Here is a 19,719-nt window from a genome sequence, read left to right as displayed (position 1 = left end):
GGAGCGCAAGCACGGACCGGCGCGGACCCCGCCGGGCCGGCCTGCGCCCGCGGCCGGGCCGCGTCGCGCCGGTCAGCCCTCCGTGCGGGCAGGCAGCCGCCATCCCGGACGCGGGAAGTGGCAGGTGTATCCGTCCGGGTAACGCTCCAGGTAGTCCTGGTGCTCGGGTTCGGCCTCCCAGAAGGGGCCGACCGGCTCGACCTCGGTGACGACCTTGCCCGGCCACAGTCCGGAGGCGTCCACATCCGCGATCGTGTCCTCGGCGACCCGCTTCTGCTCGTCGTCCACGTAGTAGATCGCCGAGCGGTAGCTGAGGCCCATGTCGTTGCCCTGGCGGTTCTTGGTGCTCGGGTCGTGGATCTGGAAGAAGAGCTCCAGGATCGCGCGGAAGTCGGTCTTCTCGGGGTCGAAAAGGATCTCGATGGCCTCCGCGTGCGTGCCGTGGTTACGGTACGTCGCGTTCGGCACATCACCCCCGGTGTATCCGACCCGGGTCGCCGTCACCCCCGGGAGCCGGCGGATCAGGTCCTGCATCCCCCAGAAGCATCCGCCCGCGAGCACGGCCCTCTGCGTCTGCGACGCCATTACAGCCCTCCAATATGTGTCGGCTCGGTCGCTCGGGCTGCTCGGTTCACACACCACCGGCATCCCTCACGCACCTGCTGCAACACGAGAGGCTGCCACGCGATTCCGCACGGGCGGGGTGCTCTGCGTCGCAGTGGTCGGCGGTCGAAAATCAGTGGCCGCCTGAACCGGCCGACCCCACGCTGTACGCCATGGAAGAACCGCAGCGCGGGATCCGTGCGGCCTACTCGGACTCCACGATCACCGTCTACCAGGCGTACCGCCCGGAAATCGGTCAGCCCGCCGCCCGGGAGGGCCGTTTCCCTGCCGCGTGGAAACGGGACAGGATGACGTGGATCAAGCCGTCGTTCCTGTGGATGATGTACCGCTGCGGCTGGGGCACGAAAGCGGGGCAGGAGACCGTCCTCGCCGTCGAGATCGGCCGTGACGGCTTCGAGTGGGCGCTGCGCCACGCGTGCCTGTCGGGCTACGTCCGCGGGGTGCATCCCGACCGGGCCACCTGGCAACGTCAGTTGAAGCGTGCACCCACTCGCGCACAGTGGGACCCCGAGCGGGACCTGCGCCTGCAGCCCCTGCCGTACCGGTCCCTGCAACTCGGCCTCTCCGGTGAGGCCGTACGACGCTACGCCGACGAGTGGACGGTCTCCATCCGCGACGTGACCCCACTGGCCCACGAGATCCACGCCCTCGTGAGCGGTGGTGACCTGGACTCCGCCGCCCGACTGCTGCCCCAGGAACGCCCGTACCCCCTTGGGGACGAAGACCTCGCCCACCGGCTCGGCGCCCAACGGCCCGGCAGCCCGGATGACTCGCGTCCGATCGGTGTGGCCGAGACCGCTGGCTGAACAGCCACGAACACCTGGCCATGAACACCTGCCCCGCAGAGCGGGAGCAGCCAGTCACAGCGGTACCCGGACCGCGACATTGACGAGGACGGGACGGGGACGGCTGTCCGTCAGTGGTCTGAACTCGGCCCGGCAGTGCCGCCCGAGGTCGTTTCGGGTTTCGCATGGACGACTCCGCGGGCCTGGTCCGCGGGCCCGGACATCACGGTCTCCTTCGTGGTCGGTGGTGTGTCCGGCATAGCGTTCACCTCCATCCATTGCAACGCACGAGATGAGGGTCGTTGCATTACGCGCGAAACCATTGCAATGATTTAGCGGCTTCTAGCTGCAATAACAGCAATCATGCGCAACGACTCTGTTGCCAGATTCATGAACGCAACGTAGCTTTTCCTTCATCAGAAACAGCGGGCCGAAGGAGCGCCCGCTACTGAAGAAGGAGAGCACGATGCAGAAGTTCGACACCCCCGCCCCGGTCTCCGCCGTCCTCGACATCCCCGCGGGGCGCATCCGGTTCATCGCCGCCGAGCGGGCCGACACCACGGTCGAGGTCCTGCCCGCGGACGCCGCCGAGAGCCGCGACGTGGCGGCGGCGGAGCAGACCGAAGTCGCGTACGGCGACGGCGTCCTGCGGATCAAGACCCGGGAGGCGAAGAAGCGGATCCTCGGCGCTTCCGGGTCCATCGAGGTGACGGTCCAACTGCCCGCCGGCTCGCGGATCGAGGCGAAGGCGGCCGGCGCCGAGTTCCGGGGCGTCGGACGGCTCGGTGACGTCGCCTTCGAGGGCGCGCAGGCGACGGTCAAGCTCGACGAGGCCGACAGCACCCGCGTCACCCTCCTCGCCGGCGACATCTCGGTCGGCCGTCTGGGCGGCCCCGCGGAGATGAGCACCCAGAAGGGCGACATCCACATCACCGAGGCGGTGCGCGGCACGGTCACGCTGCGCACCGAGCACGGTGAGATCTCGGTCGGCGCCGCCCACGGAGTCTCCGCCTCCCTGGACGCCGGCACCACCTACGGCCGGATCCACAACGCGCTCAAGAACACCGACGGCGCCGCCGCCGGCCTGCACATCCACGCGACCACCGCCTACGGCGACGTCACCGCCCGCAGTCTGTGAAGAAGGAGCACCTCTCATGACCGACCTGGCCATCGCGGCGAACGGGCTGCGCAAGTCCTACGGCGACAAGACCGTCCTCGACGGCATCGACCTGGCCGTCCCGGAAGGAACGATCTTCTCCCTGCTCGGGCCGAACGGCGCCGGCAAGACCACCGCCGTCAAGATCCTCTCCACCCTCATCTCCCCTGACCCCGCCAGTGGCCAGCTCCGCGTCGGCGGCCACGACCTGGCCACCGACCCGCGGGCCGTACGGGCGGCGATCGGTGTCACCGGGCAGTTCTCCGCCGTCGACGGCCTGATCACCGGCGAGGAGAACATGCTCCTCATGGCGGACCTGCACCACCTCTCCAAGCGCGAGGGACGCCGGGTCGCCGCCGAACTGCTGGAACGCTTCGACCTGGTCGAGGCGGCGAAGAAGCCCGCGTCCACCTACTCCGGCGGCATGAAGCGCCGCCTCGACATCGCCATGACCCTGGTCGGCAACCCGCGGATCATCTTCCTCGACGAGCCGACCACCGGCCTCGACCCCCGCGCCCGCCACAACATGTGGCAGATCATCCGCGAACTCGTCACAGGCGGCGTCACCGTCTTCCTCACCACCCAGTACCTGGAGGAGGCCGACGAACTCGCCGACCGCATCGCCGTACTCCACGGCGGCAGGATCGCCGCCGAGGGGAGCGCCGAGGAACTCAAGCGGCTCATCCCCGGCGGACACGTCCGGCTCCGCTTCACCGACCCGGCCACCTACCGCTCCGCCGCCTCCGCACTGCGCGAAGCCTCCCGGGACGACGAAGCACTGGCCCTGCAGATCCCCAGCGACGGCAGCCAACGCGAACTGCGCTCCATCCTCGACCGCCTCGACACGGCCCGCATCGAGGCCGACGAACTGACCGTCCACACCCCCGACCTCGACGACGTCTTCTTCGCCCTCACCGACACCACCCACATCCCCCACCAGACCGAGGAGACCGTCCGATGAGCTCCCTCTCCCTCGCCGTACGCGACTCCTCCACCATGCTGCGCCGCAACCTCCTGCACGCCCGCCGCTACCCCTCCCTCACCCTCAACCTGCTGCTCACCCCGATCGTCCTGCTGCTGCTCTTCGTCTACATCTTCGGCGACGTGATGAGTGCGGGCATGGGGGGCGGCGACCGTTCCGAGTACATCGCCTACGTCGTGCCGGGCATCCTGATGATGACCATCGGAGGCACCGTCGTCGGGACGGCGGTGTCCGTCTCCAACGACATGACCGAGGGCATCATCGCCCGCTTCCGCACGATGGCGATCCACAGAGGCTCCGTGCTCATCGGGCACGTCATCGGCAGCGTCCTGCAGTCGGTGATGAGTGTCGTCCTCGTCGGTGCCGTCGCCGTGGCCATCGGCTTCCGGTCCACGGACGCCACCGTCCTGGAGTGGGTGGCGGCGCTCGGGCTGATGGCGCTCGTCGCCCTGGCGCTGACCTGGATCGCGGTCGGGATGGGCATGGTCAGCCCGAACGCCGAGGCGGCGAGCAACAACGCGCTGCCGCTGGTCGTCCTGCCGCTCATCTCGAGCGCCTTCGTGCCGGTCGACGCGATGCCGGGCTGGTTCCAGCCGATCGCCGAGTACCAGCCCTTCACGCCAGCCATCGAGACCCTGCGCGGCCTGCTGCTCGGCACCGAGATCGGCCACAACGGATGGCTCGCCGTGGCCTGGTGCCTGGGCCTCACGGTGCTCGGCTACGTCTGGTCCAAGTCGGTCTTCAACCGCGATCCGAAGTAGGAGGGCGGCAGCCTACGGGCCGCCTCCCGCAACTCGTCCCACCCAAGGGCGGCGTACACCGACACCCCGTCGGAGTGCGCCGCCCCGTTCGTCTGCAAGGCCATCGCACCTCGAAGGAGGTGTCGTCGCCGTCGTCGATGCCGGATCGGTGGATGCCCACCGAGGTGTCATCCGCGTACGTCGACGCCGAGTTCGTCCAGCAGGCCGCGGATGCGCTGCTCGATCTCGTCCCGGATCGGCCGTACGGCGTCGACGCCCTGGCCGGCGGGGTCGTCGAGCGTCCAGTCGAGGTAGCGCTTGCCGGGGAAGTAGGGGCAGGCGTCGCCGCAGCCCATGGTGATGACGACGTCCGACGCCTGTACCGCCTCGGTGGTCAACACCTTGGGGGTCTCGGCGGAGATGTCGATGCCCGCTTCGCCCATGGCCTCGACCACGGCGGGGTTCACGGTGTCGGCAGGGGCGGAGCCCGCCGAGCGGACGTCGACCCGGTCGCCGCCGAGGTGGGTGAGGAACGCGGCGGCCATCTGGGAGCGCCCCGCGTTGTGGACGCAGACGAACAGCACGGACGGGGTTTCGGCAGTACTCACGGAGTCTTCCTCGGGCAGGGCGGTCAGCGGTTGACGGTGGTGAGTTCGGGCTCACCGTGGGAGGCGGTCACGTCGTCCGCCGTCGCCTGTGGCCGGCCGAACAGGACGGCGACGAGGGCGACACCGACGACGGCGCCGACGAGTTGGAACGCGATGAACGGCGGCACAGAGGCGGGGGCGATCCCGGCGAAGGTGTCGGAGAAGGCGCGGGCGATGGTCACCGCCGGGTTGGCGAAGCTGGTGGAGGACGTGAACCAGTACGCCGCGCCGATGTAGGAGGCGACCGCGACCGGGCCGATGTTCTGCCGGCCGGTACGTGCCAGCCCGAGGACGAGGAGGACCAGGCCCGCGGTGGCGACGACCTCGCCCAGCCACAGGGGCCCGGCGGACCGTTCGTGCGTGGAGAACCGGATCAGGGGTTCGGCGAACATCGCGTTCGCGAGGATCGCGCCGCCGATGCCCCCGGCGATCTGCGCGGGTACGTACGCGGCGACGGCGCGCAGGCTCAGCCTGTCCCCCGTATGGCGTCCGGTCCACCAGGCGGCCAGCGTGACGACCGGGTTGAAGTGAGCGCCGGAGACCGGGCCGAGCAGAGCGATCAGGACGCCGAGGCCGAAGACGGTGGCCAGGGAGTTGGCCAGCAGCTGTATGCCGACGTCGCGCGTCAGCTCCGTGGCCTGGATGCCCGAGCCGACCACGATCGCGACGAGGGCGGCCGTGCCCACCAGCTCGGCCAGGGCACGGCGTCCGAGGGGAGCGGGCTCGGTCACGTGGCCGCTCCGACCGGTACGGATTCGGACGGTGCCTGCAGGAGCGACGACAGCCGGGCCAGCGCGGCGGGCACGACCCAGTAGTAGACCCATGTGCCGCGCCGCTCGGATCCCACCAGGCCCGCTTCCCTGAGCACCTTCAGGTGGTGGGAGATCGTCGGTTGGGACACGTCGAACGGGCCGGTCAGATCACAGACACATGCCTCGCCGCCCTCGTACGAGGCGATCAGGGACAGCAGGCGCAGGCGGACCGGGTCGGACAGGGCCTTGAACATCCGGGCCAGGTCGGCGGCAACCTCTTCGCCGAGCGGTTCGCGAACCATCGGCGCGCAGCACTCCGTCTGATCGTCCTGCCCGATCACCGGCAGCTCTGATTTCGACATGTGTCTATGTTGACAGCTATCGAATTAATTGACAACCTCGATCTCACCAGCCTGTATCGATGAACGTCGATGAACGTCGACGCATCGTCGATCGAGAAGTGAGGGAGACCGCCATGTCCCGCGTTCAGCTCGCCCTGCGCGTCAGTGATCTCGAAGGCTCCGTGGCCTTCTACTCCAAGCTCTTCGGCGTCGAGCCCGCCAAACGCCGCCCGGGGTACGCGAACTTCGCCGTCACCGAGCCCCCGCTCAAGCTGGTCCTCATCGAGGGCGAGGCCGACGAGGACACGCGCCTGGACCACCTCGGCGTCGAGGTGGAGTCCACCGACCAGGTCGACGCGGCCACCACCCGGCTCAAGGACGCCGGCCTGGCCACGTTCGAGGAGAACGACATCTCCTGCTGCTACGCCCGCCAGGACAAGGTGTGGGTGCACGGTCCCGGCCAGGAGCCGTGGGAGGTCTACGTCGTGAAGGCCGACGCCGACACGCTCGGCAAGAGCGCAGAGGAGCCTCGGCCGAGCTGCTGCACGAGCGAGGAGCAGAACACCGACCTCGACCTGGCGCACGGCCCGGCAGAGGCGAAGGCCACGACCGGATGCCGTTGCGGACGCTGATGACGCGTCCGCCCCGACCCTCGGCCTGGCCCTCGCCCTCGCCCTCGCCCTCGGCCTAGATCTCGGCCTAGATCTCGGCCTAGCTCTCGGCGTCCGCGACGGCGATCGCGATGCCGAGTGCCTTGGCGATGTTGCCGGCTGCCGTCATGACGCGGGCCGTGCCCACGATGGGGGCGATGGCGACCAGGACGTCCTGCAGTTGCTCGGTGGTCAGGCCGGCCTGGATCGCGGGGTCGATGTGGGCGACGTAGGAGATCGGCGGAGCGTCGGAGGCGGCGAGGGCGGCGATGCGGGTGAGCATGAACATGTCCGGGGCCAGACCGCACCGCTCGACGGAGTCGACCGTCATCGCGGCGAGGGTGTCCAGTACCGGAGTTTCAGAGGCTGTGGCCATGGCTACGCGTCTCCTTCTGGTGTCGTGACGAGGATCAGCGGGCGCAAGCAGGAAGCAAGACAGGGCTCCGCATCTCCTGCTCGACCGTAAGTCCACTGTCCGTGGATCGCCTGTCGAGGGCCTTCCGAGGGAGGGAGACGGACGGGCGCAGGACGGGAAACAGCGGCGCGGACCTGCCGGCGGACGGCGTCGGCCGCGGACCGCTGCTGCGGGTCGAGAGCCACCGACGGGAGCGATCCCCGCCCTCACCACCGTCTCCGCCATGTCATGCCGAGTTGTCGGCCGGGAGTTCCAGGCGGAGTTCGTAGCCGCCGTCCGCCGTTGGGCCGGAGGTGACCGTGCCGCCCAGGAGTTCGGCGCGTTGGCGGAGGCTGACGAGGCCGTAGTGGGCGCTGGGCAGGGGGAGGGCGGGGCGGGTCGGGGTGGTGTTGGTGATGGTGACGTGGACGGTGTCGGCCTCGCGGTGGATGCGGACCGTCGCGGTGGCGCCGGGAGCGTGTTTACGGACGTTGGTCAGCGCTTCCTGGACGGTGCGGTAGATGGCGCGCTGGACCGTCGGCGGCAGGCCGTCGGGCAGCGTCTCGGGCGGCAGGTCCGTGTGCAGTTCCGCCTCGATGCCGCTGCCGTCGACCAGCCGCTGGAGTTCGGCCAGCGACGGTTGCGGGGTCAGTTCCGCGGGACGGCCCCCGGAGGCGCGCAGGACGCTGACCATGTGCCGCAGTTCGTCGAGCGTCTGCACGCTCAGTCGCCGGATCGTGGCCGCGGCTTGCCTGGTCTCGGCGTCCCGGGTGCCGACCTGGAGCGCTCCGGCCCGGACCGCGATCAGGCTGACCTGGTGGGAGACCACGTCGTGCATCTCCCGGGCGAGTTGTGCGCGCTCCTTGGCCAGCACGGTCTGGGTGGTGAGGAGCCGCTCGTGGTCGCGTGCCTCGGAGATCTCCGCGAGCCGCAGCGACAGATCACGCCGGGTCTGTACGAGCTGACCGAGGAAGACGGGCGCGGCCGCGGTCGCCGCGGTGTAGCCGAGGGTGATCAGGGTCGCCGTGGACGACAGGTCGAGGCTCGGTGACGGAAGCGAGGTCATGTCGCTGATCGTGAACGCCAGCGCGCAGGCGCCCAGCAGGACGCGGCGGCGGCTGAGCGAGGCGAGGGTGTAGAGCGCGGCCAGCGCGGCGAAGATCGCGTCGGACAGGACGACGGAGGGCAGCGTGAGCACGAACGTGAGCAGGGGCATGCGCCGGCGCAGCAGCAGGGCGAACGCGCCGACCAGGGCGAAGGCAAGGCGCAGCGACTCGGCGGTGTGGACGTTGAAGAAGACGTCGATCAGCGCGATTCCGACGAGCACGGCGTCCATCAGCGGGGCGGGGAGCCGGGGAGAGACCGGACCGACCGGATTCGGACGACCGAGGGCCGGATCCCTCAGGATCGGACCGCTCGGGGTCGGACCCTGTGGACGCGGTGAGCTCGGACGGCCCGGGCTCGGGTCGCTCGGGTTCGGATCACGCGGGTTCGGACCGCTCGGGTTCGGACCGCTCGGGTTCGGACCGCTCGGAGTCATGCCCCCTCCTCGTCCCGCTGCGGCCTGAGCAGGCCCGCCCGTTCGGCGAGCAGAGCCGCCTGGACACGGCCGCCGACCTCCAGCTTGGTGAAGATGGCGCTCACATGGTCCTTGACCGTGCCGGTTCCCAGATGCATGCGTACGGCGATGTCGGCGTTCGACAGTCCCTCGGCGATCAGGACGAGCACGGCGCGCTCGCGGTCGGTCAGCCGGGCGACGCCGTGGACGGCGGCGTCCTGGGGGCCGGCCTCCAGATAGCCGTCCACGACCGCTCTGGTGACCTTGGACGACAGTACGGTGCCGCCGTCGGCCAGCGTCCGCACCAGGTACGGCAGCCCCTCGGGGTCGGTGTCCTTGAGCAGGAACCCGGCGGCGCCCGCGCGCAGGGCGGTCGTCACGTACTCGTCCATGTCGAACGTCGTGAGCATGGCCACCACCGGGGGGTTCGGCAGCCGGCGCAGGCCGGCCAGTACGGTGAGCCCGTCCACGTCGGGCATCCGGATGTCCAGCAGCACGACGTCGGGGCGCACTTCCTGCGCGGTCTTGAGCGCTTGTCCGCCGGGGACCGCCGCGACGACCTCGATGTCGTCCGCCGTGTCGAGGATGTGCTGGAAGCCCGTGCGGATCAGGGCTTCGTCGTCGACCACCATTACCCGGATCACGCGTGCTCCACTCACCATCGGAACCTTCGGAACCATCGGGACCTTCGGAATCGTCCGGACCGCCGGAATCGTCCGGGCCACGGGAACCTCGGGCTGCTGCCCGATTCGCACGATATGCCCCCCGGTCGGCGGGGGCGGTTCCGGACACCTGCCGGATGGCTGCGCCTCGCGGCTTCCCCAACCCTTGGGCGTATGACGCACGACGCAGTGCCGACGGCGACAGCCGCGCGCTCCGGGACGGCCGCGGCCGCCACTCCGGGCGGCTCGCCCTCCCGTGCGCCGTCGACAGGGCGTCTGATCGGCATCGACCTGGCCCGCGGGCTGGCGATCTTCGGCATGTACGCGGACCACGTGAGCCCCGCCCCCTCCGTGGGCGGCGCGCTGGGCTGGTTGATGGAGGTGGCGCACGGCCGGTCCTCGGCCCTGTTCGCCCTCCTCGCAGGCTTCACCCTGATCATTCTCACCGGCCGTCCGCAGCCGCGGACCGGACGCGCGGGGCGGCAGGCGATGGGCCGCGTACTGATCCGCTCCGCCGTCCTGATCGCCCTGGGATACGCCCTGACCTGGCTGGACACCGATGTCGACGTGATCCTCGCCTGCTACGGGATGATCTTCGTCCTCGCCCTCCCGCTGTACCGTCTGCGCGCCGCGACCCTGGCCGTCATCGCCGCGTCGGCCGCGCTCGTCATGCCCCTGGTGCTGTACGCGCTGCGCGCCGCGGGCGAAGGCGGGGGCTGGGCCGATGCCGTCGTCGCCCGTGATCCGCTGGCCAGGGTCACGGGTGGCGACGGGTTCGTCGAGCTGTTCGTGACGGGCGCGTACCCCGTACTGACCTGGCTGCCGTTCATCATCGCCGGCATGGCGGTGGCGAAGCTCGACCTCACCCGCCCCGGGATGCTCACCAGGCTCGCCCTGTCCGGCGGGGCGCTGGCCGCGCTCGGATACGGGGGGTCATGGCTGGCCCTCCATCTGGTTCCCGGCGCGCTGTCCGCCGTGAACGCGGTCACGGCGGGCAGCTCCGCCGGCTCGGCCTGGTGGTCCGACGCCGCCGGCGCCCCCAGCGAGGGCACTCCCTACTGGCTGCTGGTGGCCGCGCCGCACAGCCAGACGACCTGGTCCATCCTGGGCAACACCGGCGTGGCCCTGCTCGTGCTTGCCGTATGCCTCGCGGCCATGGACCGCTCGGCGTTCCTGCGGCGGTCGGCCGCGCCCGTCGTCGCGGCCGGCTCGATCTCCCTGACGGCGTACGTCGGCCACATCGGCGCGATCAAGATCCTGGGAGCCGACGAACTGCCGGCCGATGCGGCCCTTCCGGTCCTGGTCACCTTCATCACGGCGACCATGCTGTTCGCCCTCGTCTGGAAGCGCTGCTTCCGACGCGGACCGCTGGAACACCTTCTGCACGTCGCGACCACGACCACGGTCCCGTCACCATCACCATCACCGACGCCGACGCCGGCCCTGCTCCCGCCCCCCGTCCCGGTCCCGACCCCGGTCCCGACCCCGGTCCCGACCGCGTCGGCCGACCGCCGGGCGGAACCAAAATCGCTTCGGCAGCCTGACGGGCGCCCCGTAGACTGACGCGCATGGGTTCGTACTACTTCTTTCTCTGATTCCGGGCGCCGAGCCGGCGTGACCCTCTGACCCGCCGACCTTTCCTGGTCGCGGGTGGTCCCCGGCATGTCAGGCGTATCCCTCCCCGGTCCGACAGAACCCCGCCCCTATTCCGGGCATGTCATTTCAGGGAAAGCCCATGCGCGACCGCGCCCGTAGTCATCGCTCCACCCAACTGACCATGAAGGACGTCTCCAAGGCATACGGGGACCGCTCCGTCCTCGAACAGGTGTCGCTGACCGTGCGCCCCGGCGAACGGGCCGGAGTCATCGGCGACAACGGCTCGGGAAAGTCCACGCTGCTCCGGCTGCTGGCCGGGGCCGAACGACCGGACGAGGGGGAGATCACCGTCCTGTTCCCCGGCGGCACCGGCCATCTCGCACAGGTCCTCGACCTCGATCCGGCGGCGACCGTCCAGGACGCCGTGGATGCCTCCCTCGCCGAACTGCGCGAGCTGGAACGGCGGATGAGGAACGCCGAAGCGGGCCTCGCCACCGCGTCGACGGCCGAGCTGACCGCGTACGGCGAACTGCTGGACGCGTACGAGGAGCGCGGCGGATACGAGGCGGACGCCCGCGTCGACGCCGCGATGCACGGTCTCGGCCTCGCCCGCGTCACACGGGAGCGGCGCATCGGCTCGCTGTCCGGTGGCGAGCAGTCCCGGCTCGCCCTCGCGTGTGTGCTGGCCGCGGCGCCGGAGCTGCTGTTGCTGGACGAGCCGACGAACCATCTGGACCGGCAGGCCACGGCCTGGCTGGAGGACCATCTGCTCGCGCACCGCGGCACGGTCGTGGCGATCACCCATGACCGGGAGTTCCTGGAGCGGATCGCGACGACGATCCTGGAGGTCGACCGGGACCGGCGGACGGTGACGCGGTACGGGGACGGCTGGAGCGGCTACCGGGCCGCGAGGGCGGCGACGCGCCGCCGCTGGGAGCAGGAGTACCAGGAGTGGCTGGACGAGCTGGCGCGTACGGAGGAACTGGTGGCGGCGGCCGGGCAGCGTCTCGCGGCCACCGGCAAGGACCCGCGCCAGGGCTTCGGCAAGCATCGCCGCTCTCACGAGGCCAAGCTGTCGGGGCAGGTCAGGGCGGCGCGGCAGCGGCTGGTACGCCTGCGGCAGGAACCGGTGGCGGCGCCACCCGAGCCCCTCTCCTTCCGGGCGGAGCTGACGACCGCGGCCAGGACCGCGGACGGTGACCTGCTCGCGCCGCCGACGCCCGACGAACACGCCCAGCCGGACAGCGGCATGCACAGCGAGCCGACGGCCGGCGAACACAGCGAGCCGGACGGCGGCATGCTCGCCGAGCTGGACAGTGACGTGCTCGCCGAGCTGAAGGGCGTCGCGGTCGGTGACCGGCTGCGCATCGACGAGCTGGCCGTGAAGGTCGGCGAGCGGCTGCTGGTGACCGGGCCCAACGGGGCGGGGAAGTCGACCCTGTTGCGGGTGCTCGCGGGGGAACTGGAGCCGGACGAGGGGACGGTACGCCGCCGGGCGCGGATCGGCTATCTGCCGCAGGAGCTGTCCCCGACGCCGACCCGCCGCCCACTGCTGTCGGCGTACGCGGCCGGTCGCCCCGGCCCGGCCGAGGAGTACGCGGACGAGCTGCTGGCCCTCGGGCTGTTCCGCGAGGAGGACCTGACGGTGCCGGTGGCCGCGCTCTCGGCCGGCCAGCAGCGCCGGCTGGAGCTGGCCCGGCTGGTGACCCGGCCCGCCGACCTCCTCGTCCTGGACGAGCCGACGAACCATGTCGCGCTCGGCCTGGTCGAGGAGTTGGAGGCGGCACTCGTCGCGTACGCGGGCGCGGTGGTCGTCGTCACCCACGACCGCCGCTTCCGCGCGACCTTCCGGGCCCCGCGGCTGGAACTGCGCGCGGGGCGCCCGCGCTGACGGACAGAGGGCCAGACGGACAGCGGGCCAGACGGACGGCGGGACGAACGGACGGTTGGGACAGGCACACGACGCCGCCGCGGCGGACCCGCCGGCCGGGGTCCGCTACGGCGTCGCCGTCCGCCCGTCCTGTGCCGCCCGGAGCTTCGCCGCCGTCGCGGCCGCCTCGTACCCCTCCGGGACACCGTCGATCAGCATGATGTCGCCCGTCATGTGCCGCGTCCGCAGCGGAACGAGTTCCTGGTAGGCCGGGGACCCGTACCAGCCGCGGGCCGCGGCCATCGAAGGGAAGCCGATGACGACGAGCGCTCCGGGCCACTCCCCCTCGCACACGTCCCGCTCCGGGGCGCCGTGCACGAGGAACCGGCCGCCGAAGGGGTCGAGGGTGGCCTGGATGCGCTCCATGTAGGTGAAGACCTCGTCGTCGAGACGGGCCGGGGGAAACAGGTTGCCGATCGCGTATGCGCTCATGTCTCGATCGTGCCCCCGGCCGGCCCGCCCGTCGATTACCTGCCAGGTCATCCGGCTTCATCCGGCTACAGGCCTCAGATCGTCGCCGTGTCGATCACGAAGCGGTAGCGGACGTCGCTGCGCAGCACCCGCTCGTACGCCTCATTGATCTGGTCCGCACGGATCAGTTCGATCTCGGCGCCCAGGCCGTGCTCGGCGCAGAAGTCGAGCATCTCCTGGGTCTCCGGAATGCCGCCGATGCCCGAACCGGCCAGGGTCCTGCGGCCGCCGATCAGGGAGAAGACGTTCAGCGACACGGGCTCCTCGGGAGCGCCCACGTTCACCATCGCTCCGTCCGTCCTCAGCAGGCCCAGGAACCGGTCCAGCGGGAGCGGCGCCGACACCGTGTTGATGATCAGGTCGAACGTGCCCGCCAGGGCCTCGAACGTGGCCTCGTCACTGGTCGCGTAGTAGTTCTCGGCACCGAGCCGCAGTCCGTCGTCCTTCTTGCGCAGCGACTGGGACAGCACGGTCACCTCGGCGCCCATGGAGCTCGCGAGCTTGACGGCCATGTGGCCGAGCCCGCCCAGGCCGACGACGGCGACCTTCTTGCCCGGGCCGGCGTTCCAGTGCCGCAGCGGCGAGTACGTCGTGATGCCGGCGCACAGCAACGGTGCGGCGACGTCCAGGGACAGCCCGTCGGGGATACGGAGCGTGAACTCCTCGTCGACGACGATGTGCGTGGAGTAGCCGCCGTACGTCGGCTCACCGTTCTTGTCGAGGGCGTTGTACGTGAGGACACTGCCGCCCGTGCAGTACTGCTGCAGCCCGGCCTTGCAGTTGTCGCACTCCCGGCAGGAGTCGACCATGCAGCCGACGCCGACGCGGTCGCCGACGGCGAACTTGGTCACGCCCGGGCCGACCTCGGTGACGATGCCGGCGATCTCGTGGCCGGGCACCATCGGGAAGATGCCCTCGCCCCAGCCGTCGCGGGCCTGGTGGATGTCGGAATGGCAGATGCCCGCGTACTTGATGTCGATCAGTACGTCGTGCTCGCCGACCGCCCGGCGCGGGACGGTGGTCCGCTCCAGAGGGGCGTCGGCGGCGGGGGCAGCGTACGCGGGGACAGTGGTCGCCTGTGTGGTCATGTCCAGGAGCCTGACGCCTTTCCCGCGGGTCACCCAGACCTCTGTCGTACCTACGCACGCCGTGCCTACCACTGACAGGATCAGGCTCGGCTCGTACGTCGGCGTGCGAAGCCTGAATACTTGACGTATGGACCAGCGTGCCGAACTCAGCGAATTCCTGCGCTCCCGCCGGGCCCGGCTGAAGCCGGAGGACGTCGGGCTGCCCGACTTCGGCCGCCGTCGCCGGGTGCCGGGGCTGCGCCGTGAGGAGCTGGCCCAGCTGGCCGGGGTGTCCGTCGCGTACTACACCCGGCTCGAACAGGGTCATGGGCAGAACGTGTCCATCGAGGTGCTCGACTCGATCGCCCGCGCCCTTCGGCTGTCCGACACCGAGCGCGACCATCTGACGCACCTCGCGAAGCCGAACCCGAAGAAGAAGAGGCGCGCGGTGCGGGCGGCCCAGAAGCTGCGGCCGCAACTGCAGATGCTGATCGACGCCATGGACGGGGTGCCCGCGTTCTTCGTCGGGCGCCGGATGGACATCCTCGGGTGGAACAGGATGGCGTGCGCCCTCCTCGGCGACCTCGCGGCGCTGCCTCCGCAGGAGCGGAACATGGCGCGGATGGTCTTCCTCGACCCGGGCGCGCGTGATCTGTACCTCGACTGGGAGGGCAAGGCGCTCGAGGTCGTGAGCATGCTGCGGCTGTGCGCGGGCTGCTATCCGGACGATCCGCAGCTCTCGGCCCTGGTCGGCGAACTGTCGGTCAAGAGCGACGAGTTCCGCACGCTGTGGGCGGCGCACACGGTGCAGGAGAAGGGCCATGGCACGAAGGGGCTGCGCCATCGGCTGGTCGGCGAATTGACGTTGCTGTACGAGACGTTGAGGCTGCCCGACGATCCCGACGTGTCGCTGGTGACCTATCACGCGGAGCCGGGCTCGGCGTCGGAGGAGTCGCTGGGGCTGCTGGCGAAGTGGGGGGTCGACGAGGTGCCCGCCCCGGCGATCCGCTGAACGGCCGCTGAGCGGCGCCGCTGAGCACTCGCCGTACGACGAAGGCGGCGGCCCCCGGAGCGTTCCGGGAGCCGCCGCCTTCGTACGTGGTACGTGGGTACGTGGGTACGTGGGTACGTCGTACGTGGATGGCGGGAGCGGCGGTCAGACCGCCGAGCCGGCCTTCCAGTCGGCCCAGCTCATGTTCCAGCCGTTGAGGCCGTTGTCGGGCTTGATCGTCGTGTCCTTGGAGTTCTTCACGACGACGACGTCACCGACGATCGAGTTGTCGTAGAACCAGGCGGCCGGCTGCTTCGGGTCGCCCGCGCCCTTGACGTCGTTCAGACCGACACAGCCGTGGCTGGTGTTGGCGCTGCCGAAGACCGAGTCCGGGCCCCAGTAGTTGCCGTGGATGAACGTGCCGGAGGTGGACAGCCGCATGGCGTGCGGGACGTCCTTGATGTCGTACTCGCCCTTGCCGTCGTCATCGGTGAAGCCGACGGTCGCGCCGTTCATCCGGGTCTCCTTGAACTTCTCCGAGATCACCATCCGGCCGTTGTAGGTCGGGTTCTCGGGGGAGCCGGCGGAGATCGGGATGGTCTTGATCGTCTTGCCGTCCTGGGTGACCGTCATGGTCTTGGTGGCGGCGTCGACGGTGGAGACCTGGTTGCGGCCGATCGTGAAGGTGACCGTCTTCTGCTGGACGCCGAAGACGCCGTCGGCGCCCTCGACGCCGTCGAGGTTCAGCTTCAGCGTGACCGTGGAGCCCTCCTGCCAGTACTCGTCCGGACGGAAGTCGATCCGCTGCGAGTTGAACCAGTGGCCGACCACCTCCTGACCGCCGCTGGTGGAGACGGTGATGCCGGACTGGACGGCCTTGCGGTCGGTGATCGCCTTGTTGAAGTTGATCGAGACCGGCATGCCGACGCCGACGGTGGAGCCGTCCTCGGGCGTGAAGTTCCCGATGAAGCTGTTGTCGGGCGAGACGGTGGTGAACGACGCGTTCTCGTGGGCCTCACGGCCCTTGGAGTCCTTCGCGCTGGCGGCGATCTTGTAGACGGTCGCGCGCTCGAGCTGCCCCTCTGGCTGCCAGCTCTTGCCGTCGGCGGCCAGCGTGCCCTCGACGGCCTTGCCGTCGGCGGTGGTCATGGTGACCTCGGTGAGCTTGCCGTTGCTGACGGTGACCTTGGCGTCGTTGTTGATGCTCGCGTTGGTCGCGCCGTTCTTGGGCGAGATGACTATTCGGGCGTCCGAGGAGTCCTTGGCGGCCGCCTCGTCGACCTGCTCCTGCGACTTCTTCGAGCTCTCGGCAGCGGAGCCGTCCGCGTCGGCGCTGCTGCAGCCCGTGAGTACCAGTACGCCGCCGAGCAGTGCGGACGCGGCCGCCAGGCGCCCGCGCCGCTTGCTGTCCGTCATCACACGCTTCTCCATCGTCACCGATTTACCTGCGATCTCTTACAAGAAGACCCACAACCACCCGCCCGGTTCCAGTCCTGGCGAAATATGTGGGCAACACCACTGATCGACGCACGCTGGGCGCCGCCGGTTGCAGTGCTGAGGATTCTGTTGGGCGTTTCCCGTGCGCTTCCCCTTGTGGGACACGGACGGGAGCGGGCCCCGGTTCGCCGGCCGCGGCGCCCGGGGCCCGGTGGACCGAACTGGTCAGGCCCATCGGGCTGATCAGCTGGATCCGGTGGATCCGGTGGATCCGGTGGATCCGATCGTTGCGGCTCCGGCGTCACGGGCCTCAGGCGCGGTCCCTCTCGTCGTCCTCGCCGTCGTTCTCGTCCTCGTCCGTCTCCCCATCTTCCTCGTCGATATCCCACTCCTCGGCATCGGGGTCGTAGTCGATCTGCTCACAGCTCCAGGACGCCTGGGCGAGGTCGACTCCCGGGACGTCGCCCACCAGGTCGAAGGGGTCGACGAGATAGGCGAGGGCCTCGGCGGGGTCGTCGCGTACGGCGGCCCCGGCGTGCGCGCGCTCCTCGTCCGGCATGAGTTCGTCGGTGTCGATCCGGTCGAGGGCGGCGTCGGTCAGCTCTTCCGGTTCGCCGACCTCCAGCACCAATTCGACGTGTAGCCGCACATAGCGTGATGTCTCAGAAGTGGTCATACGACGGAGACTAGGCCTCCGGGCATCCCGACTTTCCAGCGACCCGCTGCTTTCATTAGCATCGCCGCAGCATCACCTCCCGCGGCCAAGTCGCCGCTGTCACAAGGGGGATCGTTCCCGTGCCCGTCGCCCGACGCCCACTGCTGACCGCTGCCGCAGCCGGCACCCTGCTCTGTGCGCTGTGGTTCGTCCCCTCGGCGAACGCGACGGCGGAGGGTGCGGCCGTGCAGGCCGCCCAGAAGCAGTCCGGAGGTTCCGCTTCCGGCCACCCGGCCGAGGCTGTGCAGGACAGGCGGGAAGCTCAGGACACCCAAGGCCCTGAGGACTCCGAAGGGTCCCCGGACGTCCAGGGCTCTGAGGACTCCCCGGGAGCGCAGGAGGCGCAGGGCGGGACGCCGCAGCAGCTGTCGCTCGCCGATACGGGCAGCGTGGACACGACGCCGTATCTGATCGGCGGCACGATGTTCCTGGCCGTCGGGGCCGGGTTCGTGAGCTTCGCGGTCCGCAGGAGCGGCGTCCACCCGGCCTGAGACGAACGCCGGGCACGAACGCCTGAGACGACTGCGACGAACGCCTGGGACGGAAGGGCCTCCCCGCACCGGGGAGACCCTTCCTGCCGTCACGGCGCCATTGGTCGAACGCGACCTAGGCCAGCGGGCCGGTCACCGGCTCCACGGCCGCGACGAGCCGTCCGTCCCGGACGAACGCCTCGGCGGCGGCCAGGTCCGGGGCGAGGAAGCGGTCCGGGCCCGGGCCCTCCACGCCCGCCGCGCGCAGGGCAACGATGGCCGCCTTCGACGCGGGCGCCGGGGTCAGACCGCGGCGCATCTCGATCGCCCGGGTCGCCGCGTACAGCTCCACGGCGATGATCCGGGCCAGGTTGTCGACCGCGGTGCGCAGCTTGCGGGCGGCCGACCAGCCCATGGAGACGTGGTCCTCCTGCATGGCGGAGGACGGGATGGAGTCGGCGGAGGCCGGGACGGCCAGCCGCTTCATCTCGCTGACCAGGGCGGCCTGGGTGTACTGGGCGATCATCAGGCCCGAGTCGACGCCCGGGTCGTCGGCGAGGAACGGCGGAAGGCCGTGCGACCGGTTCTTGTCGAGGAGCCGGTCGGTGCGGCGCTCGGCGATGGAGCCGAGGTCGGCGGCGGCGATGGCGAGGAAGTCGAGGACGTACGCGACGGGGGCGCCGTGGAAGTTGCCGTTGGACTCGACACGGCCCCCGGGCAGGACGACCGGGTTGTCCACGGCGGCGGCCAGCTCGCGGTCGGCGACCAGAGCGGCGTGCGCGACGGTGTCGCGGCCGGCCCCGGCGACCTGGGGTGCGCAGCGCACCGAGTAGGCGTCCTGGACGCGGGGCGCCTCCTCCTCCTGGAAGTGGCCGACGAGTTCGGAGCCCTTGAGCACCGCGCTCATGTTGGCCGCGGCGGCGGCCTGGCCCGGGTGGGGGCGGATGGCGTGCAGCTCGGGCGCGAGGACCTTGTCGGTGCCGAGCAGGGCCTCCAGGGAGAGGGCGGCGGTGATGTCGGCGGAGGTGTAGAGCCGGCGGAGGTCGGCGAGGGCCATGATCAGCATGCCGAGCATGCCGTCGGTGCCGTTGAGGAGGGCGAGGCCCTCCTTCTCGTGCAGCTCGACGGGCTCGATGCCGTGGGCGGCGAGGAGCTCGCCGGCGGGGCGGACGGTGCCGTCGGGGCCTTCGGCGTCCCCCTCGCCCATGAGGGTCAGCGCGCAGTGCGACAGCGGCGCGAGGTCGCCGGAGCAGCCGAGGGAGCCGTACTCGTGCACGACGGGCGTGATGCCGGCGTTGAGCACGTCCGCCATGGTCCGGGCGACCAGGGGGCGCACACCGGTGTGCCCGGACGCCACGGTCTTCAGCCGCAGGAACATCAGCGCGCGGACGACCTCGCGCTCGACGCGCGGGCCCATGCCGGCGGCGTGCGAGCGGACGATGTTGCGCTGCAGCTGGGTGCGCAGGTCGTGACCGATGTGCCGGGTCGCCAGGGCGCCGAACCCGGTCGACACTCCGTACACCGGCTCGGGCTTCGCGGCCAGCGCTTCCACGATCCCGCGCGCGGCGGCGAGCGCGGAGAGGGCGTCGTCGGAGAGCTCGATGCGGGCGTTGCCGCGGGCGACGGCGATGACGTCTTCGGCGGTGGTCCCGGACGTCCCCACCACGACAGTGTGCATATCCATATTCAGCACCCTACGGACTGAATCCCTCTCTGTCACGGGGTGCCGTCGACCCCGTTCCGGCCCGTAG

21 protein-coding genes are annotated in these 19,719 nt (G+C 70.5%); 9 read left to right on the top strand and 12 right to left on the bottom strand.

Annotated features, from left to right (window positions below; genetic code table 11):
- Window positions 1-72 precede the first annotated feature (72 nt).
- On the bottom strand, window positions 73-585 hold the full coding sequence (gene msrA, locus OG766_RS22415; RefSeq protein ID WP_328726052.1) for a peptide-methionine (S)-S-oxide reductase MsrA: 513 nt from the start codon (window positions 583-585) through the stop codon (window positions 73-75).
- 191 nt (window positions 586-776) lie between these two features.
- Here msrA and OG766_RS22410 point away from each other — a divergent pair, with 191 nt between their 5' ends.
- The 4 genes from OG766_RS22410 (at window position 777) to OG766_RS22395 (ending at window position 4,308) form a co-directional block, all read left to right on the top strand.
- Window positions 777-1,430 (top strand): DUF4291 domain-containing protein, encoded by a 654-nt coding sequence (locus tag OG766_RS22410; RefSeq protein ID WP_266382130.1) that lies wholly within the window; start codon window positions 777-779, stop codon window positions 1,428-1,430.
- A 445-nt stretch (window positions 1,431-1,875) separates the two neighbouring features.
- On the top strand, window positions 1,876-2,547 hold the full coding sequence (locus tag OG766_RS22405) for a DUF4097 family beta strand repeat-containing protein (RefSeq protein ID WP_328726051.1): 672 nt from the start codon (window positions 1,876-1,878) through the stop codon (window positions 2,545-2,547).
- A gap of 16 nt (window positions 2,548-2,563) precedes the next feature.
- Window positions 2,564-3,526, top strand: a complete 963-nt coding sequence (locus tag OG766_RS22400; RefSeq protein ID WP_328726050.1) for an ATP-binding cassette domain-containing protein — start codon at window positions 2,564-2,566, stop codon at window positions 3,524-3,526.
- Complete coding sequence (locus tag OG766_RS22395) at window positions 3,523-4,308, top strand: ABC transporter permease (RefSeq protein ID WP_266387926.1); 786 nt, start codon at window positions 3,523-3,525, stop codon at window positions 4,306-4,308. The genes OG766_RS22400 and OG766_RS22395 overlap by 4 nt, the downstream gene beginning before the upstream one ends.
- A 167-nt stretch (window positions 4,309-4,475) precedes the next feature.
- On the opposite strand, the gene OG766_RS22390 is transcribed toward OG766_RS22395, so the two are convergent.
- From OG766_RS22390 to OG766_RS22380, 3 genes are read right to left on the bottom strand one after another with little or no spacing between them, the layout of a single operon-like run.
- Window positions 4,476-4,895, bottom strand: coding sequence for an arsenate reductase ArsC (locus OG766_RS22390; RefSeq protein WP_328726049.1), 420 nt, complete (start codon window positions 4,893-4,895; stop codon window positions 4,476-4,478).
- 23 nt (window positions 4,896-4,918) lie between these two features.
- Window positions 4,919-5,758 carry an aquaporin gene (locus tag OG766_RS22385; protein ID WP_423247085.1) on the bottom strand — a complete coding sequence of 280 codons (840 nt, stop codon included), beginning with the start codon at window positions 5,756-5,758 and terminating at the stop codon, window positions 4,919-4,921.
- Window positions 5,662-6,048, bottom strand: a complete 387-nt coding sequence (locus OG766_RS22380) for an ArsR/SmtB family transcription factor (protein WP_266382114.1) — start codon at window positions 6,046-6,048, stop codon at window positions 5,662-5,664. The genes OG766_RS22385 and OG766_RS22380 overlap by 97 nt, the downstream gene beginning before the upstream one ends.
- Window positions 6,049-6,161: 113 nt before the next feature.
- Here OG766_RS22380 and OG766_RS22375 point away from each other — a divergent pair, with 113 nt between their 5' ends.
- Window positions 6,162-6,659, top strand: a complete 498-nt coding sequence (locus OG766_RS22375; protein WP_266382112.1) for an ArsI/CadI family heavy metal resistance metalloenzyme — start codon at window positions 6,162-6,164, stop codon at window positions 6,657-6,659.
- 79 nt (window positions 6,660-6,738) lie between these two features.
- Here the strand turns inward: OG766_RS22375 and OG766_RS22370 are convergent, their stop codons facing one another.
- The 3 genes from OG766_RS22370 to OG766_RS22360 form a co-directional block, all read right to left on the bottom strand.
- A complete protein-coding gene (locus OG766_RS22370; RefSeq protein WP_266382110.1) occupies window positions 6,739-7,053 on the bottom strand; it encodes a carboxymuconolactone decarboxylase family protein in 315 nt (104 codons plus the stop codon).
- A 265-nt stretch (window positions 7,054-7,318) separates the two neighbouring features.
- Complete coding sequence (locus OG766_RS22365; RefSeq protein WP_328726047.1) at window positions 7,319-8,407, bottom strand: sensor histidine kinase; 1,089 nt, start codon at window positions 8,405-8,407, stop codon at window positions 7,319-7,321.
- 200 nt (window positions 8,408-8,607) lie between these two features.
- A complete protein-coding gene (locus OG766_RS22360; RefSeq protein ID WP_266382104.1) occupies window positions 8,608-9,273 on the bottom strand; it encodes a response regulator in 666 nt (221 codons plus the stop codon).
- Between the two features lie 192 nt (window positions 9,274-9,465).
- Here OG766_RS22360 and OG766_RS22355 point away from each other — a divergent pair, with 192 nt between their 5' ends.
- Window positions 9,466-10,854: a DUF418 domain-containing protein gene (locus tag OG766_RS22355; RefSeq protein WP_328726046.1), complete on the top strand. Its 1,389-nt coding sequence runs from the start codon at window positions 9,466-9,468 to the stop codon at window positions 10,852-10,854.
- 172 nt (window positions 10,855-11,026) lie between these two features.
- Window positions 11,027-12,778, top strand: a complete 1,752-nt coding sequence (locus tag OG766_RS22350) for an ABC-F family ATP-binding cassette domain-containing protein (RefSeq protein ID WP_328726045.1) — start codon at window positions 11,027-11,029, stop codon at window positions 12,776-12,778.
- Window positions 12,779-12,883: 105 nt separating this feature from the next.
- On the opposite strand, the gene OG766_RS22345 is transcribed toward OG766_RS22350, so the two are convergent.
- Both OG766_RS22345 and OG766_RS22340 read right to left on the bottom strand, forming a co-directional pair.
- Window positions 12,884-13,249 carry a DUF1330 domain-containing protein gene (locus OG766_RS22345; RefSeq protein ID WP_328726044.1) on the bottom strand — a complete coding sequence of 122 codons (366 nt, stop codon included), beginning with the start codon at window positions 13,247-13,249 and terminating at the stop codon, window positions 12,884-12,886.
- 74 nt (window positions 13,250-13,323) lie between these two features.
- Window positions 13,324-14,376 carry an NAD(P)-dependent alcohol dehydrogenase gene (locus OG766_RS22340; protein ID WP_328726043.1) on the bottom strand — a complete coding sequence of 351 codons (1,053 nt, stop codon included), beginning with the start codon at window positions 14,374-14,376 and terminating at the stop codon, window positions 13,324-13,326.
- Window positions 14,377-14,503: 127 nt separating this feature from the next.
- On the opposite strand from OG766_RS22340, the gene OG766_RS22335 reads away from it, so the two are divergent.
- Window positions 14,504-15,367, top strand: coding sequence for a helix-turn-helix transcriptional regulator (locus OG766_RS22335; RefSeq protein WP_328726042.1), 864 nt, complete (start codon window positions 14,504-14,506; stop codon window positions 15,365-15,367).
- A 144-nt stretch (window positions 15,368-15,511) separates the two neighbouring features.
- On the opposite strand, the gene OG766_RS22330 is transcribed toward OG766_RS22335, so the two are convergent.
- Together OG766_RS22330 and OG766_RS22325 are read right to left on the bottom strand one after the other, a co-directional pair.
- Complete coding sequence (locus OG766_RS22330; RefSeq protein WP_266382089.1) at window positions 15,512-16,777, bottom strand: L,D-transpeptidase; 1,266 nt, start codon at window positions 16,775-16,777, stop codon at window positions 15,512-15,514.
- A 316-nt stretch (window positions 16,778-17,093) separates the two neighbouring features.
- Window positions 17,094-17,459 carry a hypothetical protein gene (locus OG766_RS22325; protein WP_266382086.1) on the bottom strand — a complete coding sequence of 122 codons (366 nt, stop codon included), beginning with the start codon at window positions 17,457-17,459 and terminating at the stop codon, window positions 17,094-17,096.
- A gap of 119 nt (window positions 17,460-17,578) precedes the next feature.
- Between OG766_RS22325 and OG766_RS22320 the strand changes: the two genes are divergently transcribed.
- A complete protein-coding gene (locus OG766_RS22320; protein WP_266382083.1) occupies window positions 17,579-17,989 on the top strand; it encodes a hypothetical protein in 411 nt (136 codons plus the stop codon).
- A gap of 115 nt (window positions 17,990-18,104) precedes the next feature.
- Here the strand turns inward: OG766_RS22320 and hutH are convergent, their stop codons facing one another.
- Window positions 18,105-19,646: a histidine ammonia-lyase gene (gene hutH, locus OG766_RS22315; RefSeq protein ID WP_328727517.1), complete on the bottom strand. Its 1,542-nt coding sequence runs from the start codon at window positions 19,644-19,646 to the stop codon at window positions 18,105-18,107.
- Between the last annotated feature and the right edge of the window lie 73 nt (window positions 19,647-19,719).

The organism is Streptomyces sp. NBC_00259, from assembly GCF_036181745.1.
Lineage (GTDB): Bacteria > Actinomycetota > Actinomycetes > Streptomycetales > Streptomycetaceae > Streptomyces > Streptomyces pratisoli.
Note: the sequence above shows the minus strand (reverse complement) of the source record. Positions and strands in the feature narration are given on the sequence as shown.

Excerpts from the sequence above, each read along its gene's own strand:
- OG766_RS22350 (WP_328726045.1), top strand. The coding sequence starts at position 11,027 with ATGCGCGACCGCGCCCGTAGTCATCGCTCCACCCAACTGACCATGAAG.
- OG766_RS22330 (WP_266382089.1), bottom strand. The coding sequence starts at position 16,777 with ATGGAGAAGCGTGTGATGACGGACAGCAAGCGGCGCGGGCGCCTGGCG.
- OG766_RS22335 (WP_328726042.1), top strand. The coding sequence starts at position 14,504 with ATGGACCAGCGTGCCGAACTCAGCGAATTCCTGCGCTCCCGCCGGGCC.
- msrA (WP_328726052.1), bottom strand. The coding sequence starts at position 585 with ATGGCGTCGCAGACGCAGAGGGCCGTGCTCGCGGGCGGATGCTTCTGG.
- OG766_RS22405 (WP_328726051.1), top strand. The coding sequence starts at position 1,876 with ATGCAGAAGTTCGACACCCCCGCCCCGGTCTCCGCCGTCCTCGACATC.
- OG766_RS22370 (WP_266382110.1), bottom strand. The coding sequence starts at position 7,053 with ATGGCCACAGCCTCTGAAACTCCGGTACTGGACACCCTCGCCGCGATG.
- OG766_RS22355 (WP_328726046.1), top strand. The coding sequence starts at position 9,466 with ATGACGCACGACGCAGTGCCGACGGCGACAGCCGCGCGCTCCGGGACG.
- OG766_RS22400 (WP_328726050.1), top strand. The coding sequence starts at position 2,564 with ATGACCGACCTGGCCATCGCGGCGAACGGGCTGCGCAAGTCCTACGGC.
- OG766_RS22365 (WP_328726047.1), bottom strand. The coding sequence starts at position 8,407 with ATGGACGCCGTGCTCGTCGGAATCGCGCTGATCGACGTCTTCTTCAAC.
- OG766_RS22345 (WP_328726044.1), bottom strand. The coding sequence starts at position 13,249 with ATGAGCGCATACGCGATCGGCAACCTGTTTCCCCCGGCCCGTCTCGAC.
- OG766_RS22380 (WP_266382114.1), bottom strand. The coding sequence starts at position 6,048 with ATGTCGAAATCAGAGCTGCCGGTGATCGGGCAGGACGATCAGACGGAG.
- OG766_RS22340 (WP_328726043.1), bottom strand. The coding sequence starts at position 14,376 with ATGACCACACAGGCGACCACTGTCCCCGCGTACGCTGCCCCCGCCGCC.
- OG766_RS22385 (WP_423247085.1), bottom strand. The coding sequence starts at position 5,758 with ATGGGTCTACTACTGGGTCGTGCCCGCCGCGCTGGCCCGGCTGTCGTC.
- OG766_RS22325 (WP_266382086.1), bottom strand. The coding sequence starts at position 17,459 with ATGACCACTTCTGAGACATCACGCTATGTGCGGCTACACGTCGAATTG.
- hutH (WP_328727517.1), bottom strand. The coding sequence starts at position 19,646 with ATGCACACTGTCGTGGTGGGGACGTCCGGGACCACCGCCGAAGACGTC.
- OG766_RS22375 (WP_266382112.1), top strand. The coding sequence starts at position 6,162 with ATGTCCCGCGTTCAGCTCGCCCTGCGCGTCAGTGATCTCGAAGGCTCC.
- OG766_RS22395 (WP_266387926.1), top strand. The coding sequence starts at position 3,523 with ATGAGCTCCCTCTCCCTCGCCGTACGCGACTCCTCCACCATGCTGCGC.
- OG766_RS22410 (WP_266382130.1), top strand. The coding sequence starts at position 777 with ATGGAAGAACCGCAGCGCGGGATCCGTGCGGCCTACTCGGACTCCACG.